At 69.1% G+C, this 19483-nt stretch carries 16 protein-coding genes; 3 read left to right on the forward strand and 13 right to left on the reverse strand.

Annotation, left to right across the window (positions count from 1 at the left end; translation table 11 throughout):
* Positions 1–58 precede the first annotated feature (58 nt).
* The 4 genes from EPAKOI_RS06765 to ompR form a co-directional block, all read right to left on the reverse strand.
* Positions 59–607 (reverse strand): peroxiredoxin, encoded by a 549-nt coding sequence (locus EPAKOI_RS06765; protein WP_124684421.1) that lies wholly within the window; start codon positions 605–607, stop codon positions 59–61.
* Positions 608–887: 280 nt separating this feature from the next.
* On the reverse strand, positions 888–2177 hold the full coding sequence (locus EPAKOI_RS06770; protein WP_423193334.1) for an MFS transporter: 1290 nt from the start codon (positions 2175–2177) through the stop codon (positions 888–890).
* Between the two features lie 246 nt (positions 2178–2423).
* Entirely contained in the window at positions 2424–3773 is a 1350-nt protein-coding gene (locus EPAKOI_RS06775) for an ATP-binding protein (RefSeq protein WP_124684419.1), read from the reverse strand.
* A 22-nt stretch (positions 3774–3795) separates the two neighbouring features.
* Positions 3796–4518, reverse strand: coding sequence for a two-component system response regulator OmpR (gene ompR, locus EPAKOI_RS06780; RefSeq protein ID WP_010810107.1), 723 nt, complete (start codon positions 4516–4518; stop codon positions 3796–3798).
* Between the two features lie 536 nt (positions 4519–5054).
* Here ompR and EPAKOI_RS06785 point away from each other — a divergent pair.
* On the forward strand, positions 5055–5177 hold the full coding sequence (locus tag EPAKOI_RS06785) for a hypothetical protein (protein WP_423193335.1): 123 nt from the start codon (positions 5055–5057) through the stop codon (positions 5175–5177).
* Here EPAKOI_RS06785 and EPAKOI_RS06790 read toward each other — a convergent pair whose 3' ends face one another.
* Both EPAKOI_RS06790 and hpnD read right to left on the reverse strand, forming a co-directional pair.
* Positions 5178–6440, reverse strand: a complete 1263-nt coding sequence (locus tag EPAKOI_RS06790; RefSeq protein WP_423193336.1) for a Zn-dependent hydrolase — start codon at positions 6438–6440, stop codon at positions 5178–5180.
* 32 nt (positions 6441–6472) lie between these two features.
* On the reverse strand, positions 6473–7303 hold the full coding sequence (hpnD, locus tag EPAKOI_RS06795) for a presqualene diphosphate synthase HpnD (protein ID WP_423193337.1): 831 nt from the start codon (positions 7301–7303) through the stop codon (positions 6473–6475).
* A gap of 496 nt (positions 7304–7799) precedes the next feature.
* Between hpnD and EPAKOI_RS06800 the strand changes: the two genes are divergently transcribed.
* Both EPAKOI_RS06800 and EPAKOI_RS06805 read left to right on the forward strand, forming a co-directional pair.
* The gene (locus EPAKOI_RS06800; RefSeq protein WP_423193493.1) at positions 7800–8927 is read left to right on the forward strand and encodes an efflux RND transporter periplasmic adaptor subunit; all 1128 of its coding nucleotides are present in this window, start codon (positions 7800–7802) and stop codon (positions 8925–8927) included.
* A gap of 9 nt (positions 8928–8936) precedes the next feature.
* A complete protein-coding gene (locus EPAKOI_RS06805; RefSeq protein ID WP_423193338.1) occupies positions 8937–12047 on the forward strand; it encodes an efflux RND transporter permease subunit in 3111 nt (1036 codons plus the stop codon).
* 34 nt (positions 12048–12081) lie between these two features.
* Here the strand turns inward: EPAKOI_RS06805 and EPAKOI_RS06810 are convergent, their stop codons facing one another.
* The 7 genes from EPAKOI_RS06810 to EPAKOI_RS06840 form a co-directional block, all read right to left on the reverse strand.
* On the reverse strand, positions 12082–12495 hold the full coding sequence (locus EPAKOI_RS06810) for a DUF3830 family protein (protein WP_423193339.1): 414 nt from the start codon (positions 12493–12495) through the stop codon (positions 12082–12084).
* A 47-nt stretch (positions 12496–12542) separates the two neighbouring features.
* Entirely contained in the window at positions 12543–13733 is a 1191-nt protein-coding gene (locus tag EPAKOI_RS06815; protein WP_423193340.1) for an amidase, read from the reverse strand.
* A 35-nt stretch (positions 13734–13768) separates the two neighbouring features.
* A complete protein-coding gene (locus EPAKOI_RS06820; RefSeq protein ID WP_313837812.1) occupies positions 13769–14800 on the reverse strand; it encodes an ABC transporter ATP-binding protein in 1032 nt (343 codons plus the stop codon).
* An 18-nt stretch (positions 14801–14818) separates the two neighbouring features.
* Positions 14819–15901 carry an ABC transporter ATP-binding protein gene (locus EPAKOI_RS06825; protein ID WP_423193341.1) on the reverse strand — a complete coding sequence of 361 codons (1083 nt, stop codon included), beginning with the start codon at positions 15899–15901 and terminating at the stop codon, positions 14819–14821.
* A 2-nt stretch (positions 15902–15903) separates the two neighbouring features.
* Positions 15904–16791: an ABC transporter permease gene (locus EPAKOI_RS06830; protein ID WP_313837810.1), complete on the reverse strand. Its 888-nt coding sequence runs from the start codon at positions 16789–16791 to the stop codon at positions 15904–15906.
* 8 nt (positions 16792–16799) lie between these two features.
* The gene (locus EPAKOI_RS06835; RefSeq protein ID WP_423193342.1) at positions 16800–17750 is read right to left on the reverse strand and encodes an ABC transporter permease; all 951 of its coding nucleotides are present in this window, start codon (positions 17748–17750) and stop codon (positions 16800–16802) included.
* Between the two features lie 93 nt (positions 17751–17843).
* Positions 17844–19421, reverse strand: a complete 1578-nt coding sequence (locus EPAKOI_RS06840) for an ABC transporter substrate-binding protein (RefSeq protein WP_313837882.1) — start codon at positions 19419–19421, stop codon at positions 17844–17846.
* Positions 19422–19483: the final 62 nt, after the last annotated feature.

Below are 19483 nucleotides of genomic sequence, written 5' to 3' on the forward strand. Positions count from 1 at the left end.
CCGCTGGCCCCTCCATGCGATGTACCGGGCACCTGATGTGGCCGGCAGGCAGTGCCAATTACAGCGTGGCGCCGCCGACGGCGCGGTTGCACGGGCACAGTTCGTCCGTTTGCAGACCGTCCAGGATACGCAGCACTTCGTCCGGGCTGCGGCCGACGTTCAGGTTGTTCACCGACACGTGCTGGATCACGTTGTCCGGGTCGACGACGAAGGTGGCGCGCAGGGCCACGCCGGCGGCCTTGTCACGCACGCCAAGCTGGTCCACCAGCGAGCCGGTCACGTCGGCAAACTGCCACTGGTTCAGCTTGTTCAGGTCCTTGTGTTCGCGGCGCCATGCCAGCTTCACGAATTCGTTGTCGGTCGAGCCGCCCAGCACGATGGCGTCGCGGTCGGCGAAGTCGTTGTTCAGCTTGGCGAATGCCACGATTTCGGTCGGGCACACGAACGTGAAGTCCTTCGGGTAGAAGTAGATGATCTTCCACTTGCCCTCGAACGACTTTTCGGTGATGTCTTCGAAAGCCGACTGGCCATTCTCTTCGTGGTTGTTGAAACCCGGCTTGACACCAACGATGCTGAAGGCTTCGAGCTTGTCACCAACGGTCTTCATTGACTTCTCCTGATACGGTTGAACAGATTGAGGCGTTGCACTGCGCGATGTGGTTCCCATTGCCGCCGGGAAGTCCATCGCATTTGCACGAAAGCTGTGAGTATGCGTGCCGCCGCGCGCCAAGGCCAATTGGTTTTCTTAACCGGCCCGATAGGCGGCGTCCGGAACGCTGCACAAATGGACAGCCGCAAGTATGCCATGCACCCGCCGGGCAAGCCTGCGGCACCACCGCTACGTGTGCCACGCGAACGTGTCAGCCGCGTGAAGGCGGCGCGCGTCGTCAGGCCGGATGCAGCGCCGTCTGTTCGCGCCGGGCGCGGAAGATCACCAGCGTGGCCACCAGCCCGCAGGCGGCGGCAAACATCAGCCAGAGGCCCGGCGCGGCCTTGTTGCCGGTGCTGTGGATCAGGTAGGTCGAGATGGCCGGCGTGAAGCCGCCGAACAGCGCCGTGGCCAGGCTGTACGCCAGCGAGAAGCCGGCGGTGCGCACGGCCGGCGGCATGACCTCGGCCAGCGTCACGACCATCGCGCCGTTGTAGCTGGCGTACAGGAACGACAGCCACAGTTCCACCATCAGCAGGCGCTGGAACGACGGCGCGGCCACCAGCCACGACACGGCCGGATACGCCGTCACCAGCGTGGCGACGGTGAAGACCACCAGCAGCGGCTTGCGGCCCACGCGGTCGGACAGCGCGCCCATCAGCGGCAGCCAGATGAAGTTCGACAGGCCCACGCAGATCGTGACGATCAGGTTGTCCACGTCGTCCAGCTTGAGCACGGTCTTGCCGAACGTCGGCGTATAGGCCGTGATCATGTAGAACGACACCGTGGTCATGACCACGAGCAGGCAGCCGGCGACGATGATGCGCCAGTTATCGAGCATCGACCGGTAGATTTCCTGCACCGACGGCCGGTGCTTGCGCGCGCGGAACGCCTCGGTTTCCTCCAGCGAGCGCCGGATGATGAACAGGAACGGCACGATCAGGCAGCCGATCAGGAACGGCACGCGCCAGCCCCAGTCGTCCATCTGCGCCGGCGCCAGCGTGGCATGCAGCACCACGCCCAGCAGGCCCGCGAAGATCACGGCCACCTGCTGGCTGGCCGACTGCCACGCCACGTAGAAGCCTTTCTGGCCCGGCCTGGCAATCTCGGCCAGATAGACCGACACGCCGCCCAGCTCCACGCCGGCCGAGAAGCCCTGCAGCAGGCGTCCCAGCAGCACCAGCAGCGGCGCGGCGACGCCGATGGTGGCGTAGCCGGGCACCAGCGCGATCAGCAGCGTGCCCAGCGCCATCAGCACCAGCGTGACGATCAGCCCCTTGCGGCGGCCGTGGTGGTCGATATAGGCGCCCAGCACGATCGCGCCCAGCGGCCGCATCAGAAAGCCGGCGCCGAACGTGGCCAGCGACAGCATCAGCGACGCGAACTCGTTGCCGGACGGGAAGAACGTACGGGCGATGGCCGCGGCATAGAAGCCGTAGACCATGAAATCGTACATTTCGAGGAAATTGCCGCTGACAACGCGGAACACAGTCCGGAAACCGTGCTGGGAGGTGGGGGTGCTGGACATGGCTGTCTCTCGGTCAGCCGCCGGTGGACCCGGCGGCATGTTGTCGATCGTTGTGAGCCATGGCGGATCAGGGTTGCGGCAGGCGCGCCATGACATTGGATGCCGTGGTATGCATCGGCCTGTCGATGGCGTGAAGTGTGCGCAATGACGCTGTCATTCGCCTGTCAGCGACCTTTCAGTTGCCTATCAAATGCTGAAGAAAACCTGTCAACGCGCAACCGGTGGTGCGGCGGCGCAACCTGGCGCTCAGGCGCGCCGGAAGCGCGCGCTGACCACAAGGCCCGTGCGGGGCGCGGGGCGGTTGGCCAGCACCAGCCGGCCGCCGTTGCGTTGCAGGATGCGGTTGACGATCGACATGCCCAGCCCGGCGCCCTTGGCCTCGCTGCGCGCGGTGTCGAGCCGGTAGAACGGCCGGGTCAGCAGCGACAGCTGCTCGTTGGGCACGCCGGGGCCGTTGTCGGCCACGATCAGCACGGCCTCCTTGTCCTCCACGCGCGTGGAAATCTCCACGTCGGCCATGCCGGTTTCCTCGTCCTTGGCATAGCGGCGCGCGTTTTCCACGAGGTTGTCGAGGATGCGCTGGATTTCCATGCGGTTGGCCACGGCCATGACCGGGCCGTCGGAGCGCACGTGCACGCGCACGTCGTCATGCGCGGCATAGACGCCGACCGATTCCTGGACCAGCGTGGACAGGTCCACCGGCTCCACCACCTCCTGGCCGGGCCGGGCGTAGTTCAGGAACTGGCCGATGATGGCGTCCATCTGCTCGATGTCGGCGATCATCGCGTCGCGCGTGGTGTTGTCCACCGGGGACATCTCGGTTTCCAGCCGCAGCCGGGTCAGCGGCGTGCGCAGGTCGTGCGAGATGCCGGCCAGCATGACCACGCGGTCGTCGTCGAGCTGGCGCAGGTCGCGCACCATCTGGTTGAAGCTGCGGTTGGCCTGGGCCACCTCGCTGGCGCCCTGTTCGCGCAGCGGCGGGGCCTCGCCGCCCGAGCCGATCAGCCGTGCGGCGTTGGCCAGCCGCTTGAGCGGGTAGTTGACGCGGGCCGTGATGAAGGCGGCGCCGATGATCGACAGCAGCAGCGCGGCGATACTCCACCAGAGCCACTGGATGCCCGGCACGCGCTCGAAGCGCTCGGGGCTGATGGCCACCCAGTAGTCGTCGCCCTCGATCTCGAAGCTGACCCAGACGCCGGGAATGTCGTTGACCGTGGTGGCCAGCACCGTGTCCTCGCCCAGCCGGCCGCGGATTTCCTGCTGCACAAGCTGGGTCAGGAACGGGTTGGCCTTGGGCGCGGCGAAGTCGTCGTCCTTTTCGCGCGGATAGACCTTGATGCCCTCGTTCTGCACGAGGTCGAGCAGCAGGAACCGGCGCCGGGCAGGGTCCGAGTAAAGCAGGGCGGCGCGGGTGAGCTTGACCACGCTGACCACCTGCATGGCGATCTGCTGGGCGCGCGGCGCGCGTTCGAAGAGCCGGTAGCTCTGGAACCAGATACCCAGCGAGATCGCCAGCAGAAGGGCGATCAGCATGAAGGTTCGCCAGAACAGCGAACCAAAGAACCGCGTTGCGGTACGGCCGAGGGCGGTCGCCACGATGCTGCCTGTGCGACCGGAATTACTTCACGCCATCGGGGATGAAGACGTAGCCGAGGCCCCAGACCGTCTGGATGAAACGCGGGTTGCTCGGATCGGGTTCGATCAGCTTGCGCAGGCGCGAGATCTGCACGTCCAGGCTGCGGTCGAACACCTCGTACTCGCGGCCGCGCGCCATTTCCATCAGCTTTTCGCGCGACAGCGGCTGGCGCGGATGGCGGGCGAAGACCTTGAGCACCGAGAACTCGCCCGTGGTGAGCGTGATTTCCTCGTCGTTCTTGGTCAGCGTGCGGGTGGCCAGGTTCAGCACGAAATCGCCGAACGCGAACGTCTCGGGCGTCTCGGACGGGGCGCCCGGCACTTCGGCCGGGCCCTTGCGGCGCAGCACCGCGTGGATGCGCGCGATCAGCTCGCGCGGGTTGAAAGGCTTGGGCAGGTAATCGTCGGCGCCCATTTCCAGGCCGACGATGCGGTCCACGTCCTCGCCCTTGGCGGTGAGCATGATGATAGGGGTCTGGTCGTTGGCCCCGCGCAGGCGGCGGCAGATGGACAGCCCGTCTTCGCCGGGCATCATCAGGTCCAGCACCAGCAGGTCGAAACGCTCGCGCAGCCAGAGCTTGTTCATGGCCGTGGCGTTTTCCGCCACGAGTACCGTGAAGCCCTGCTCGCCGAGATAGCGGCGCAGCAGGTCGCGCAGGCGCGGGTCGTCATCCACGACGAGAATCTTGTGGCTGGTATTTTCCATGGCGGTATCTTAGCGACTATCGCTTTCGCTCAAAATGGCTTAACAAAAGGTTACATACTTTACCCCGTGGTATGGCGGCGTGCACCTTTTGTGCATTTACACTCCGCAAACCGTTTGCCAGGGCCCGATGACACGGGGGCCTTGCGGACGGTCGCCACGGGCATCGCGCATGCCTTCCCGCGACGCTGGCACCGCCCTTGCGGTCGTCCTGGGGGGCATGCCGGTGCGCTGCCGGCGCGGTCATGAGGACCGTCCGGAGGCCACAGTCGAAACCGCCATTATCCAATGAAAGTGAAGCAAAACCGGCACGGGCAAACCCTGCGTCGCACATTCTGCGCGCGCGTGGCCTGGCTTGCCGGCATGACCCTGCTGATGGCCGTGGCGCCCGCCTCGGCGCACGCCCAGTCGGCGGGCATGGCGCACCTGCTTCACCCCAAGGGCCAGCCGCCCGGCGGGCAGGGGGGGGCAATCCGCCCCCGCCGGACCGCAACCGCCAGCCGCCCCGGCGCGGCGACCGCGCCGAGACCGAGCGCGACATGGCCGAGCGCGCGTCGCGCCAGGGCCAGCGCGGCGGCAGCCAGCGCCTGTCGCCCGACGAGCGCAAGACGCTGCGCAAGAACCTCTACGACATCGGCAAGGAAATGTACCGGGGCAGCTGATCAGGCCGCCGCCCGGAAGTGCCGCAGGAAATCCACGAATACCTCGGCCGCCTGCTGGGCGTCTTCCACCGTGATCGTCTCCAGCGGATTGTGGCTGATGCCGCCGTTGCCGCACCGGACGAACAGCATGGCGACGTCGGTGATCCGCTGCATCATCATCGCGTCGTGCCCGGCGCCCGACGGCAGTTCGAACGCCTGCGCCCCCCGTTTCTTCAGCACCGCCGCGAACTGATCCATCAGCCAGCGCGCACATGGCGCGTTATTGACCGGCGTCACGCGTTCCACGGCGGCCGTCAGCCCGCGCCGCACGGCAATCCGCTCGATGCCGGCCACGATATCGGCGATGGCGGCCTCGCGGATGCCGTCCTCGCCGGCCCGGATATCCATCGAGAACACGCAGGCGGCCGGAATCACGTTGCTCGATCCATTGGGCACCTGCAACTGGCCGACCGTCCCCACCAGCGTCGGCACCTGCGCGCAGCGCTGCTCCACCAGCAGGATCATCTCGGCCGCGCCCGTGGCGGCGTCGCGGCGCATGTCCATCGGCGTGGTGCCGGCATGGCTGGCCAGCCCCTCCACCCGCACCTGGAACCGGCTGCTGCCGGCGATCTGCGTGACGATGCCCAGCGGCAGGCCGCGGTTGAGCAGCACCGGCCCCTGTTCGATATGGACCTCGACAAAGCCGGCCAGCGTGGCGGGATCGACCGCCGCCGCACGCAGCGCGTCCAGGCCGCCGCCGCCGGGCAAGCCGGCCGCCGCCAGCGCCTCGCGCATCGTCACGCCGTCGGCGTCCGTGCGGTCCAGCAGCGCCGGGTCGAAGCGGCCCGCCAGCACGCTGCTGGCCAGGAAGCTGGTCTTGAAGCGCAGCCCTTCTTCCTCGGCAAAGGCCACCACGTCCAGGTGGTACGGCAGCCGGATGCCCGCGTCGCGCAGCGCCCCGACCACGGCGATCGGCAGCAGGATGCCCAGCCGGCCGTCATAGCGGCCGCCGTTGCGCACCGTGTCGAAGTGCGAGCCGGTCATCAGCACCTTGGGGTTCGCCTCGGCCGGATCGGCGGCATAGCGGCCAATCACGTTGCCGATGGCGTCCACGCGCACCGCCATGCCGGCGTCTTCCATCCAGCGCGCCAGCAGCGCCTGGGCCTGGCGGTGCGCCGGCGTCAGGTACGCGCAGGTCAGGCCGCCTTCCATGTCGGAATGGCGGGCCAGGGCGTCGGCGTGGTCCAGGATCGACTGGCCGAGGGAAGGGGTGGCGGTGGTCATGGCGTCGGGGGGGGTCGGTACTTCGGAGGGGGTCAGCGGTTGCGCAGCCAGGTCTTCCATGCCACCCAGAGCTTGCGCATGGGCGTGAGCGAGATGCGCTGGGTCAGCACCTGGAAGTCGCTGGCCTCGATCTCGTCGAGCAGCGCGTGGTGGATGGCGGCCAGCGCCAGCGCGGCGCGCTGGGCGCGGCGGTCGGCGCGGGGCAGCAGGGCCAGCGCCTCCTGGTACAGGGCGCGCGCCTGCGCCGCCTGGTCGCGCATCAGCGTGACGAACGGCGCCGAATGGCGCGACTGCATGATGTCGGCCGCCGGCACCTCGAAGCGCTGGAGCGTTTCCACGGGAATATAGATACGGCCCTGGCGGGCGTCGCGGCCGACCTCGCGGATGATCCGCACGCGCATCTGCGACAGGCCCAGCTTCTCGCCGGCGTCCAGCGTCAGCGGGTCGGTGAATCCGAGCAGCCGGGCCGTCAGCCGGCCCACCGTGCCGCCCACCAGCCGCGCATAGCGGCCCAGCGCGGCGTCATCGAAATAGCGCGACTGGGCGAGGTCCATCTCCGTGCCGTCCAGCACCTGGGTCATCTCGGCCTGCGGCAGGCTGGCCAGGTGCGGTTGCAGCGCCAGGCTGACCGGGTGGTTCGGGGTGCCGTCGTAGAGCCGGCGCAGTTCGGCGCGCCACCAGTCCAGCCGCTGCAGCGCCACGCCGGCGTCATGGTCCTCGTGAACGATGGCATCGAGTTCCAGCCGCCAGGCTTGCAGCGCGGTCAGCGCGCGGCGGCGCTCCGGGGGCAGGAGCAGGCTGCTGTAATAAAAGCTGGAGCCGCTGGCTGCGGCCTTGTCCTGGCAATACTGATCGGGCGTCACGCCAATCTCTTTCTGTGGGATGGCGGGGCGGCGCCAAAGCCGCGAATTGTAACATCGGCGCCACGGCGCGCGGCCGCCGCCAGCGACGCCATCCCGCTGCCAGCCGCGCCGGCGGGACGACATTTTGTCGCGCCATACGACTGTTCGTCATCCGGCGTTTGACGCACCTCAGGCCGGTCGCTATATTGCTGACCGCAAAGTTATTTATTTCCCGTGCGACGCTGGCCCATCGGCCGGCCGGCTCCGGGCACCATGAAGCACCCCCAGAGGTGCCCCGGAGCCGATCCTCCCCGGCCGTCCGGCCGCAGCATTCCAGAAGTGCAGTAGCGTCATCCTTTCCACCGACTCAACACGCTTGTCCATGCCAGTGCCATACGCCGGGCCGGAAGTCGCGGCCGCTGAAGTTCAGGTTCTCCCCATGCTCCCCCCGGCTGGCGCCACGCGGCGCCGTGGCGTCGTGCGCGGGCGGGCGGGGCGGCTGGCCGCGCTGGCCGCCATGGCCGGGCTGGTGACGCTGGCCGGCTGCGGCAAGCAGGCGGAGCCCGTGGAGACCGTGCGGCCGGTGCGCGTGATGCAGCTCAGCCCGTCGGCCGGCAAGACCGCGTTCGAGTTCTCGGGCGAGGTCCGTCCGCGTATCGAATCGCGGCTGGGCTTCCGCGTTGGCGGCAAGATCGCGGCCCGGCTGGTCGATGTGGGCGCCACGGTGCGCAAGGGCCAGCCGCTGGCGCGGCTCGATCCCACCGACCTGGCGCTGGCGGAATCGGGCGCGCGCGCCCAGTACGACGCCGCGCGGACCGACCGCGACCTGGCCGCCGCCGACCTGAAGCGCTACAAGGAGCTGGCGGCCAAGAACTTCATCAGCGCCGCCGAACTGAACCGCCGGCAGGCCACCTACGATTCGGCCGCCTCGCGGCTGGAGCAGGCCCAGGCCAACCTGCGCAACCAGTCGAACCAGACCGGCTACGCGGTGCTGACGGCCGACGCGGACGGCGTGGTCACGGCCGTCGATACCGAGGTGGGCCAGGTGGTCACGCCGGGCCAGCCGGTCATCCGCGTGGCGCAGACCGCCGAGAAGGAAGTGGCCATCGGCCTGCCCGAGGACCAGGTCGACATGCTGCGCGGCATCACCGACGTTACCGTCCATACCTGGGCCGATCCGGACCGCCTGCTGCCGGGCCGCGTGCGCGAGATTTCCGGCGCGGCGGACCCGGTGACGCGCACCTATCCCACCCGGGTCAGCATTCCGAACCCGCCGGCGGACCTGCGCATCGGCATGACGGCCGCCGTGCAGTTCACCCGCGCGGGCGACGCCGGCACGATCCGCATCCCGCTGACCGCGCTGCTGCAGGACAAGGGCACCAACCAGGTGTGGATCTATCAGCCAGACAAGGCCGACAAGGCCGGCAGCGGCACGGTCAGGCCGGTGCCCGTGACGCTCGGCGAGGCGCAGGGCAACCTGATCGAGATCCGCCAGGGGCTGGCGCCGGGCCAGACCATCGTCACGGCCGGCGTGCATCTGCTGAAGGCCGGCCAGAAGGTCAAGCCGATGCAGAGCGTGGCGCCGGCCCAGCCCGCGTCCAGCCCGGGCGCGCCGCTGAGCGCCCTCGACCGCCGCCTGGGCTGAGGGCGGCGCATGGAACATTCCCGCTTCAACCTGTCGCGCTGGGCGCTGGAACACCAGCCGCTGACGCGCTACCTGCTGGTCGTGCTGCTGCTGGGCGGCCTGCTGGCGTTCTTCCAGCTTGGCCAGGACGAAGACCCGCCGTTCACGTTCCGCGTGATGGTGGTGCAGGCGTTCTGGCCCGGCGCCACGGCCGAGCAGATTGCCGTGCAGGTCACCGACAAGATCGAGCGGCAACTGCAGGAAGTGCCGTACGCCGACAAGATTCGCAGTTTCTCCAAGCCGGGCGAGACGACCGTGATCTTCCAGCTGGCCGACAACTCGCCGGCCAAGGACACCGCGCAGATCTGGTACACGGTGCGCAAGAAGATCGGCGATATCCAGCAGACGCTGCCGCAGGGCGTGCGCGGGCCGTTCTTCAATGACGAGTTCGGCGACGTCTACGGCTCCATCTACGCGCTGTCCGCCGACGGGTTCAACTACAAGGAACTGCGCGAGTACGCGGACCTGGTCCGCCAGGAACTGCTGCGCATCCCGGCCGTGGCCAAGGTCACGCTGCTGGGGCTGCAGGACGAGAAGATCTTCATCGAGTTCAACCAGACGCGCTTTGCGCAGCTTGGGCTCGACATCAACGCCATCGCCAACCAGATCGCCGAGCAGAACAATCCCACCGGCAGTGGCGTACTCGTCACCCCGACCGACAACCTGCAGGTCCGCGTGACCGGCCAGCTTGGCGACGTGGAAGACCTGCAGAACCTGGTGCTGCGCGGGCCGAACGGCATTGCCAACATCCGGCTGGGCGACATTGCCCACGTCTACCGCGCCTATGTCGATCCGCCGGTCAGCAAGATGCGGTTCAACGGCAAGGACGTGATTGGGCTGGGCATCTCGATGGAAAAGGGCGGCGACATCATCGCGCTGGGCAAGGAACTGCGCCGCGTGACCGACGGCCTGCGCGGCCAGTTGCCGGTGGGCATCGAGATGGACCAGGTGCAGGACCAGCCCCAGGCGGTCAAGCGCAGCGTGGGCGAGTTCGTGCACGTGCTGATCGAGGCCGTGGTGATCGTGCTGGGCGTGAGCTTCGTGGCGCTGGGGCTCCATACCCGGCCGCTGCGGCTGGACGTGCGTCCGGGGCTGGTGGTGGCGCTGACCATCCCGCTGGTGCTGGCCGTGACGTTCCTGTTCATGAACATCTTCGGCATCGGCCTGCACAAGATATCGCTCGGGGCGCTGATCATCGCGCTGGGGCTGCTGGTGGACGACGCCATCATCGCGGTGGAGATGATGGTGCGCAAGCTGGAGGAAGGCTTCTCGAAGATGGAGGCCGCCACCTTTGCCTACACCTCCACGGCCATGCCGATGCTGACCGGCACGCTGATCACGGCGGCCGGCTTCCTGCCGGTGGGGCTGGCCCGGTCCACGGTGGGCGAGTACACGTTCGCGATCTTCGCGGTCACGGCGCTGGCGCTGGTGCTGTCGTGGCTGGCGGCGGTCTATTTCACGCCGTACCTGGGCTATCTGATCCTGAAGACGCGGGCCAGCGACGGCGGCCACCACGAGGTCTTCGACACGCCGTTCTACGCCCGCTTTCGCCGCCTGGTGAACTGGTGCGTCACGTGGCGCAAGACCGTGATCGTCATCACGCTGGCCGGGTTTGCGCTGGGCCTGCTGGCGTTCAAGTACGTGGAAAAGCAGTTCTTCCCCGATTCCAGCCGGCCCGAGCTGATGGTGGAGCTGTGGATGCCCGAGGGCACCGCCTTTGCCGAGACCGAGGCCGTGACCCGGCGGTTCGAGGCCGCCATGCGGCGCGACGACGCCGTGCAGAGCGTGACGTCGTTCGTCGGCAACGGGGCGCCGCGCTTCTACCTGCCGCTGGACCAGATCTTCCCGCAGCCGAACGTGGCCCAGGCCATCGTGATGCCGGTGACCGTGGAGGCGCGCGACGCGCTGCGCAAGCGCATCGAGCGCGTGCTGGCCGACGAATTCCCGCAGCTTCGCGGCCGCGTGAAGCTGCTGCCGAACGGCCCGCCGGTGCAGTACCCGGTGCAGTTCCGCGTGATCGGGCCCGACGCCGCCGGCGTGCGCAAGGTGGCGGACCAGGTGCGCGCGATCATGGACGACAACCCGAACACGGTGGGCGTCAACGACAACTGGAACGAGAACGTCAAGATGCTGCGCCTGGAGCTGGACCAGGACAAGGCGCGCGCGCTGGGCGTGACCACCAACGCCATCGCCCGGGCCACGCAGGCCGTGCTGACCGGCGTGCCGGTGGGCCAGTACCGCGACGCCGACAAGCTGATCGACATCATCATGCGCACGCCGCGCAACGAGCGCGACACGATGTCCGACCTGAACAACGTGCTGGTGCCCACCAGCACCGGCCGGGCCGTGCCGCTGACGCAGGTGGCCCGGGTCACGCTGCAGTCGGAGCCGGGCGTGATCTGGCGCGAGAACCGCGACTTCGGCATCACGGTGCAGTCCGACGTCGTCGACGGCATCCAGGGGCCCACCGTCACCGCGCAGATCAATCCGAAGCTCGACCCCATCCGCGCGGCGCTGCCGGCCGGCTACCGGATCACGATTGCCGGGGCCGAGGAGGAAAGCGGCAAGGCGGGCGCGTCGATTGCCGCCCAGTTGCCGCTGTGCATCTTCCTGATCTTCACGCTGCTGATGCTGCAGTTGCACAGCTTCTCGCGCGCGGTGATGGTGTTCCTGACCGGCCCGCTGGGCCTGATCGGCGCCGCCGCCACGCTGTTGCTGCTGCATTCGCCGATGGGCTTTGTCGCCCAGCTTGGCATCACGGCGCTGCTGGGCATGATCATCCGCAACTCGGTGATCCTGGTGGACCAGATCGAGCAGGACATCCGCGCCGGGCTGCCGCCGTGGCAGGCCATCGTGGAGTCGGCCGTGCGCCGCTTCCGGCCGATCATCCTGACCGCGGCGGCGGCCGTGCTGGCGATGATCCCGCTGTCGCGCTCGACGTTCTGGGGCCCGATGGCCGTGGCGATCATGGGCGGCCTGGTGGTGGCCACGGTGCTGACGCTGCTGTTCCTGCCGGCGCTCTACGCCACGTGGTTCCGCGTCAAGCCGCCCGAGGACGAGCGCGGCGTGATGGCGGGCTAGGCCACCGCCCGGGCCCGCCGGGGCCAGCCGGGGCTTAATCCGCCAGTTCGAAGACCACGTCCTGCGCGCCTTCCCAGAGCACCTTGGTGCCCAGCGCGCGCAGGTTTTCCTTGCCCTCGACGATGGTCAGAAAGTGGTTGCCGGCGAGCTGCCCCATCTTGCTGGCGAAGCAGCAGCTACCGTAGGCCAGGATGATCTCGGTCTCGCTGTAGCCGCCCGGGTAGAACAGGATGTCGCCAACCGACGGGTGGCTGGTGTGGTTCTCGAAGCCGACGCCCAGCCGGAACTCGCCGAGCGGAATCCAGCAGCCTTCGCCGCTCCAGCGCACGTGGATCAGCTTCTGACGGTACGGCAGCAGCTTCAGGAACGCGGCTACCGTGTCGGGCGCGTCGGGGTGGGTTTCGGCGACGAAGGTGTGGCCGGCGGCGGTGATGCGGAGACGGGTCATGGGGGTTCTGGCGGGTTCGGGTTGCAGGGTGGCGGCGTTGCCGTGGTTCAGGATAGTCCACCCATCAGCGTCTCGGCCACGGCAATCAGGCTGCGGTCGGCGCCGCGCGGCCCCAGCAGCGAAATGCCCAGCGGCGCGCCGGCGCGCCCGGACAGCGGCAGGCTCAGTTGCGGAAAGCCCGACAGCGGCGTCAGGCACAGCGTCTGGGCGGCGGCCGTGCGGTAGTCCTCCAGCGATTCCATGGGCGTGGTGCGCAGCGGCGCGATGTCCGGCATCGTCGGCAGCACCAGCACGCCGTCGTGGCCGAGCAGTCGGCCCAGGTGGGCCGTGAATTCGCGCCGCACGGCCGACGCGTGGGCAAACTGGGCCTCGGTCACGCCTTTGCTGAACGCGAACCGGCCGGCCACGTCGGGGCCAAGCTGCAGCCCGTACTGCTCGATCAGCGCGCCATCGGCCTGCCACGCCTCCCATCCCTGCACGTAGCGGAACGCCCAGTACAGGTCCGTCAGCGGCCGGTCGGCTACCTCCACAGGCACCGCCTTGCCCAGTACCGATTCGATCCGGGCCACGGTCGGCGCCAGCGCGGCGCGGGCCTCGGGCGTGGGCAGGCCGAACAGGTCGGCGGCCAGCAGCAGCCGGGGCCGGGCGGGCAGCGGGTCGCCATCGGCGCCGCACAGCACGTCGGCCACGCGCGCGAACGTGGCGATGTCGCAGGCAAAAAAGCCGCAGGCGTCCAGCGACGCGCAGAGCGGCATGCATTGCGCCAGCGAGATGCGGCCATGGGTGGGCCGGATGCCGAACAGCCCGCAGTGGCTGGCCGGCGCGCGCACCGATCCGCCCGTATCGGTACCCAGCGCTATATCGGCCAGGCCGTGCGAGACGGCGGACGCCGAGCCCGACGACGAGCCACCCGTGATGCGGTCCGCCGCGGCGCCGTTGAACGGGCCGCCGTAGTGGTAGTTCTGGCCGTTCATCGAGAAGGCCAGCTCGTCGGTGTGCACCTTGCCGACAAAGGCTGCGCCGGCATCCAGCAGCTTCTGCACCGTGGGCGCGGTGGCGGTCTTGATGCCGGAGCGGGCCAGCACGTGCGGATTGCCGCCGCCGGTGGGGTAGCCGGCAACGTCGAACAGGTCCTTGACCGCGAACGTCAGCCCGTGCAGCGGGCCGCCCGGCGCGTGCGGCACGGGGGCGTCGGGGTAGGGCAGGAAGGCGCGGGCGGGATGGGTGGCCAGGCTCATGGAGGCGGGGTCCTTGTGGCGGGATGGAATCGGGTTCAGGCCGCGCATTCGGCGGCGGGGGCTTCGACGCGCAGGCAACTGACGCGATGCCCGCCGCCCAGCGACACGGCCGGCGGCACGGCGGCCAGGCAGTCGGGCCGGGCCTGCGGGCAACGCGGCGCGAACGTGCAGCCCGGCGGCAGCGCGGCCAGGTCCGGCGGCGCGCCGCCGATGGCCTGCAGCCGCTGGCCACGGTCCATGCCGTGCTGGCGGCTCTGCAGCAGCGCGATGGTGTACGGATGGCGCGCGTCGCGCAGCAGCGTGCGGATCGGGCCTTCCTCGACGATGCGCCCGCCGTACATCACGGCCACGCGGTCGGCAATTTCCACCGCCGCGCCGATGTCGTGCGTGACGAAGACGATCGACAGGCCCAGCGCGCGCTGCAGCTCGCGCAGCAGGATCAGCACCTGGATCTGCACCGTGGCGTCGAGCGCCGTGGTCGGCTCGTCGGCCAGCAGGATGCGGGGCTGGGCCGACAGCGCCAGCGCGATCATCGCCCGCTGGCGCATGCCGCCCGACATCTCGTGCGGATAGGCGGCCAGCCGCCGCTCGGGGCTGGGAATGCGCACCGCCTCCAGCGCCTGCAACGCCAGCGCGTGGGCCTGGGCCTTCGACACCTTGCGGTGCGTGCGGATGCATTCGACGATCTGCTGGCCGATCGTGTAGACCGGGTCCAGCGCCAGCAGCGGCTCCTGGAACACCATCGCGATGGTGCCGCCGCGCAGCCGTGCCAGCGCGCGCTTGTCCAGCGCCGGCACGTCGTGGCCGTCCACGCGGATCTGGCCGGTCATGGTCGTGCGCCGGGGCGGGTGCAGCCGCATCAGCGCGCGCAGCGTGACGCTCTTGCCGGAGCCCGATTCGCCGATCAGCGCGACGGCCTCGCCGGGCGCCACGTCGAGCGAGACGCCGTTGACGGCGCGGATCAGCTTGCCGCCGCCCGCGAACGTGACGTGCAGGTCGCGGACCGAGACGGCCGGCGCCGGGGTGGGCTGGGGTTGCGGGGCGCCCGGGTCGGGAAGTTGGGACATCGGAATCCTCCGGTGGAATCAGGGCGTGGCCGCGTGCAGGCCCGGCGACAGCCGGCGTAGCGGCAGCGAGTGGCCGCCGTCGGGCATCGCCATCAGGCACGAGACCGGATGGCCGGCCAGCGCGTCGGACAGCACCGGTGCGCGGCGTTCGCAGACCGGCTCGGCGCGGGCGCAGCGCGGGTGGAAGCTGCAGCCGGGCGGCGGGTTGATGGGGTTCGGCGGATCGCCGGCCAGCGGGGCGGCCAGCGTGCGGTGGTCGGGGTCCATCGACGGCATCGACGCCAGCAGCGCCCGCGTGTACGGGTGCGCGGGGTTGGCGTAGACCGCCTCGGTGTCGCCGATCTCGACCACCTTGCCCAGGTACATCACCATCACGCGGTCGCACAGGTAGCGGATCACGTTGAGGTCGTGGCTGATGAACACGTAGGTCAGGTCGAACTCGGCCTTGAGGTCGAGCAGCAGGTTCAGCACCTGGGCCTCGACCGACTTGTCCAGCGCCGAGACCGCCTCGTCCAGGATCACCAGCCGGGGCCGCAGCGCCAGCGCCCGCGCGATGTTCACGCGCTGGCGCTGCCCGCCCGACAGCTCGTGCGGATAGCGGCCGGCAAAGCGCCGGGGGTCCAGCCCCACGCGCTCCAGCAGGTAGCGCGCCCGTTCGGTGGCTTCGCGGGCCGGCACGCCATGCACGCGCGGCGTGAACGCGACCGATTCCTCGATCGTCAGGCGCGGGTTCAGCGACGCGTAGCTGTCCTGGAACACCATCTGCACCTGGCTGCGGAACGCCTTCATCGGCAACTGGGCCGAGCCCACGCCCTGGGCGTCGAAGATCAGCTCGCCGCGGTCGTGCGGCGTCAGCTGCATCAGCAGCCGCGCCGTGGTGGACTTGCCGCAGCCCGATTCGCCCACCACGCCCAGCGTTTCGCCCTTGAGCACGTCGAAGCTGACGCCGTCGACGGCGCGCACCACGCCGCCGCTGCGCAGCGGCACGGCCGACTTGAGCGGAAAGTGCTTGACGAGGTCGCGGGCGATGACCAGCGGCTGGGCCGGCCCGCCGATGTCGCGGAGCGGTTGGGCGGCGGGGGCAACGTACGCGTCGGCCATGGTCACTCCTTGATTTCCATGGCCGAGCGGATGCCGTCGGCCAGCAGGTTGAACGAGATCGACGTGAGGAAGATCATCGCGCCGGGCAGGGCCGCCACCCACGGCTGCGTGTAGATGGCCGTGCGCAGCGTGTTCAGCATCAGGCCCCACTCGGGCTCGGGCGGCTTGACGCCCAGCCCCAGGAACGACAGCCCCGAGGCCAGGATCATCGACACCGAGATCAGGCTGGTGGCGTAGACGAAGATCGGCCCGAGCACGTTGTTGAGCACGTGGGCGCGCACGATGGTCAGCGACGAGGCGCCCGAGGCCCGCGCGGCATCGACGAACTCGCGGTTGCGCACCTGCGTGGTCACGCTCTCGGCCACGCGCACGATCTGCGGCACGAACACGATGGTCAGCGACAGCAGCGCGTTGCCCACGCCGGCGCCCAGCGTGCCGGACAGCGCGATGGCCAGCAGCACCGACGGGAACGCGTAGAGGATGTCGGTCACGCGCATGATGGCCGTGTTGGTCCAGCCGCCCGCGTAGCCGGCCACGATGCCGATGGCGCTGCCGATCACGAACGCCAGCAGCACCGGCGTGATGCCCATGAACAGCGACAGCCGCGCGCCCAGCATCAGCCGCGACAGCATGTCGCGGCCCAGTTCGTCGGTGCCCAGCGGGTAGCCCTCGAAGCCGATGGGCTTGAGCCGCTTGAGGATCGACGAGGCGTAGGGGTCGGCCGGCATCAGTGCCGGCGCGAACACGGCCGTGGCGATCAGCGCCAGCAGCACCAGCGCGGCGGCCATGGCCAGCCGGTTGCGCAGCAGGCGGCGTCCCACGGTGCGCCAGTAGCCCGGCGAGCGCTCCACCGGCAGCGGCGCGGCGCCCTTGTTCAGCGTCAGTTCCATGGCGGCTCCTAGTGGCGTTGGATGCGGGGGTCGAACAGCGTCTGCAGCGCGTCGACAACCAGGTTGAGCAGCACGAAGAACACGGCCAGCACCAGGATCGTGCCCTGCAGCAGCGGAAAATCGCGCTGGAAGATTGCCGCGTTCAGCAGGAAGCCGGTGCCCGGCCACGAGAACACGGTCTCGATCAGGATCGACCCGCCCAGCAGGTAGCCAAGCTGCAGGCCCATCACCGACAGCGCCGTGGGCGCCACGTTCTTGACCACGTGGCGGAACACGGCAACGTCCGACAGGCCCCGGGCGCGCAGCCCGACGATGAACTCGTTGGACAGGATCTCGGCCACCAGCGCCCGGATCGTGCGCGCGACGATGCCCATCGGGATGACCGACATCGTCACGGCCGGCAGCAGCAGGTACTGCACGTGCTCCCAGTCCCACGCCCAGTCGCCCGAGCCGCCCGGCCCGGCGCCGGTGGCCGGCAGCCAGCCCAGCAGCACCGAGAACGCGATGACCAGCGCCATCCCCAGCCAGTAATGCGGGATGCTGACGCCGAGCACCGAGACGACGGAGGCGAGCCGGTCCCACACCGAATCGCGCAGGTAGCCGGCCACGAAGCCGAACAGGCAGCCGGCCGTGAAGCCGATCAGCGTGGCCACGGTGGCGAGCCGGATCGAATTGACCACGGCGTTGGACACCTCGGCCATCACCGGCCGGTTGGTGGCGATGGACGTGCCCAGGTCGCCGTGCAGCGCGCGGACCAGCCAGTGGAGAAATTGCTCCAGGAACGGCTTGTCGAAGCCGTACAGCGCGGTCAGCTGCAGCCGCAGTTCCTCGGACGCGTCCGGCGGCAGCACCGACACGAGCGGGTCACCGGGTGCGATATGGACCAGCGAGAAACAGAGCAGGGCGACCCCAAGCAGGATCGGCAGCGCATACAGGATGCGGCGAAGCAGGTAAGTCATGGTCTGTGGCCGGCTGTGGGGGGAGCGAAATCGTTTCAAGATGGCGCCCCTCTCTCGCCTGGCGGGAGAGGGGCGCAGACACCGCCGCCAGCCTCAATCCATCGACATCGTCGCGATGTCGATGAACCAGCTTTGCGGCTGGACCACGCCCTTGACCTTCTTCGAGATCGCGCGCGGGCCCACGTCGTGGGCGATCAGCACGAACGGCGATTCCTCGACGATGCGGGCGTGCAGCCGGGCCAGCGCGGCGTCGCGGTCCTTCTCGCCGAACGACGTGCGGGCCGTCTCGATCAGCTTGTCGAACTCGGCGTTGCCGAAGAAGCCCCAGTTGTTCGATACCGGCGGCTGCGTCTTGGTGCTGACGAAGCGGACCATCGCAAAGAACGGGTCCATCGCGGCAAAGCTGACGTTGATGGCGTTGGCGCCGTGGGCGCTTGGGTCCTTGGCGCCGATGCGCCAGTTCGTGAACAGCGTGTTCCATTCCACGACGTCGAAGTCCACGTCGAAGTAGCACGCCTTGAGGTTCTGTTGCACGTATTCGTTCATCGGCAGCGGCTGCATCTGGCCCGATCCGGACGCCGACACCTGCACCTTGACCTTGACCGGCTTGGCCGCCGAGTAGCCGGCCTCGGCCATCAGCTTGCGCGCCGCCTCGGGGTCGTACTTGATGTCGAAGGCGGGATTGCCCCACCACGGGTTGCCGGCCTCGACGATGCCCTTGGCCTCGGCCATGTAGCCGCCCAGCAGCGTCTTCAGGCCAGAGCGGTTCACGCAGAGGTTGGCGGCCTGGCGCACGCGCTTGTCCAGCCACGGCGAGTTCGGCGCGAACGAGAGCTGCCACGGCCACATGTGCGGCTGGGCGTTGGCGTAGACCTCGAAGCCGCGGCTCTTGATCTGCGCGACGGCGTCGGGCGCGGGCGCCTCGATCCAGTCGACCTGGCCCGACAGCAGCGCCGCCGTGCGCGCGTTGGCCTCGGGCATCGGCAGCATCACGACCTTGTCGATCTTCGGCACGCGCTTGCTGTCCCAGTACGCCGGGTTCCTTGCCAGCTCCAGCCGCTCGCGCGGCACGAAGCGCGTCATCTTGAACGGGCCGGTGCCCGAGGCATCGGCGGCAAAGGCCACCCACGCCTGCTTGCTGCGTTCGGCCGGGTCGGTCACCGACGCCGGCACGGCCGCGAGCTTCTTCTCCCAGTGCGTGGGCGACGCCATGAACAGGTTCGAGACGTTGTACGGCAGGAACGAATCCGGCTCGGACGTCACCAGTTCCACGGTCAGGTCGTCGATCTTGCGCGCGCCGCGCAGCGTGGGCATGCGCGACGCCGTCACGCCCACCTGGCTCGGATCGAACTGCCTGGCGGTCTTGTCGAGCACCTTGTTGACGTTCCAGACCACGGCGTCGGCGTTGAAGGCCGAGCCGTCATGGAACTTCACGCCGGGGCGCAGCTTGAAGGTCCATTTGGTCTTGTCCTTGTCGTCGACCTTCCACTCGGTGGCCAGGTCCGGGATCAGCAGGCTCGGGCCGTTGGACTTGGACAGGTCCCACTGGGTCAGCGCGTCGTACATCGGGATGCCGGTGAAGCGGTTGCCCTCGAAGCCCTGGTCGGGCTGGCCGAGCGTGCGCGGGATGTCGGCGGCGGTCATGCCGATGCGCAGCACCTTCTGCGCCATGGCCGCGCCGGGCAGGGCGAGCAGCGAGAGCGCGACGGCGGCGGAGACGCAACGGAGCGCGG

Origin of the sequence: Cupriavidus sp. H18C2, assembly GCF_049393795.1 — a bacterium.
In the GTDB taxonomy this organism is placed as follows: domain Bacteria; phylum Pseudomonadota; class Gammaproteobacteria; order Burkholderiales; family Burkholderiaceae; genus Cupriavidus; species Cupriavidus pauculus_C.

Coding starts and splice junctions, on each gene's coding strand:
- EPAKOI_RS06805 (WP_423193338.1), top strand. CDS start 8,937: ATGGAACATTCCCGCTTCAACCTGTCGCGCTGGGCGCTGGAACACCAG.
- EPAKOI_RS06825 (WP_423193341.1), bottom strand. CDS start 15,901: ATGGCCGACGCGTACGTTGCCCCCGCCGCCCAACCGCTCCGCGACATC.
- EPAKOI_RS06800 (WP_423193493.1), top strand. CDS start 7,800: ATGGCCGGGCTGGTGACGCTGGCCGGCTGCGGCAAGCAGGCGGAGCCC.
- EPAKOI_RS06810 (WP_423193339.1), bottom strand. CDS start 12,495: ATGACCCGTCTCCGCATCACCGCCGCCGGCCACACCTTCGTCGCCGAA.
- EPAKOI_RS06835 (WP_423193342.1), bottom strand. CDS start 17,750: ATGACTTACCTGCTTCGCCGCATCCTGTATGCGCTGCCGATCCTGCTT.
- EPAKOI_RS06770 (WP_423193334.1), bottom strand. CDS start 2,177: ATGTCCAGCACCCCCACCTCCCAGCACGGTTTCCGGACTGTGTTCCGC.
- EPAKOI_RS06820 (WP_313837812.1), bottom strand. CDS start 14,800: ATGTCCCAACTTCCCGACCCGGGCGCCCCGCAACCCCAGCCCACCCCG.
- EPAKOI_RS06790 (WP_423193336.1), bottom strand. CDS start 6,440: ATGACCACCGCCACCCCTTCCCTCGGCCAGTCGATCCTGGACCACGCC.
- EPAKOI_RS06765 (WP_124684421.1), bottom strand. CDS start 607: ATGAAGACCGTTGGTGACAAGCTCGAAGCCTTCAGCATCGTTGGTGTC.
- EPAKOI_RS06830 (WP_313837810.1), bottom strand. CDS start 16,791: ATGGAACTGACGCTGAACAAGGGCGCCGCGCCGCTGCCGGTGGAGCGC.
- EPAKOI_RS06785 (WP_423193335.1), top strand. CDS start 5,055: ATGGCCGAGCGCGCGTCGCGCCAGGGCCAGCGCGGCGGCAGCCAGCGC.
- EPAKOI_RS06815 (WP_423193340.1), bottom strand. CDS start 13,733: ATGAGCCTGGCCACCCATCCCGCCCGCGCCTTCCTGCCCTACCCCGAC.
- EPAKOI_RS06840 (WP_313837882.1), bottom strand. CDS start 19,421: ATGGCGCAGAAGGTGCTGCGCATCGGCATGACCGCCGCCGACATCCCG.
- ompR (WP_010810107.1), bottom strand. CDS start 4,518: ATGGAAAATACCAGCCACAAGATTCTCGTCGTGGATGACGACCCGCGC.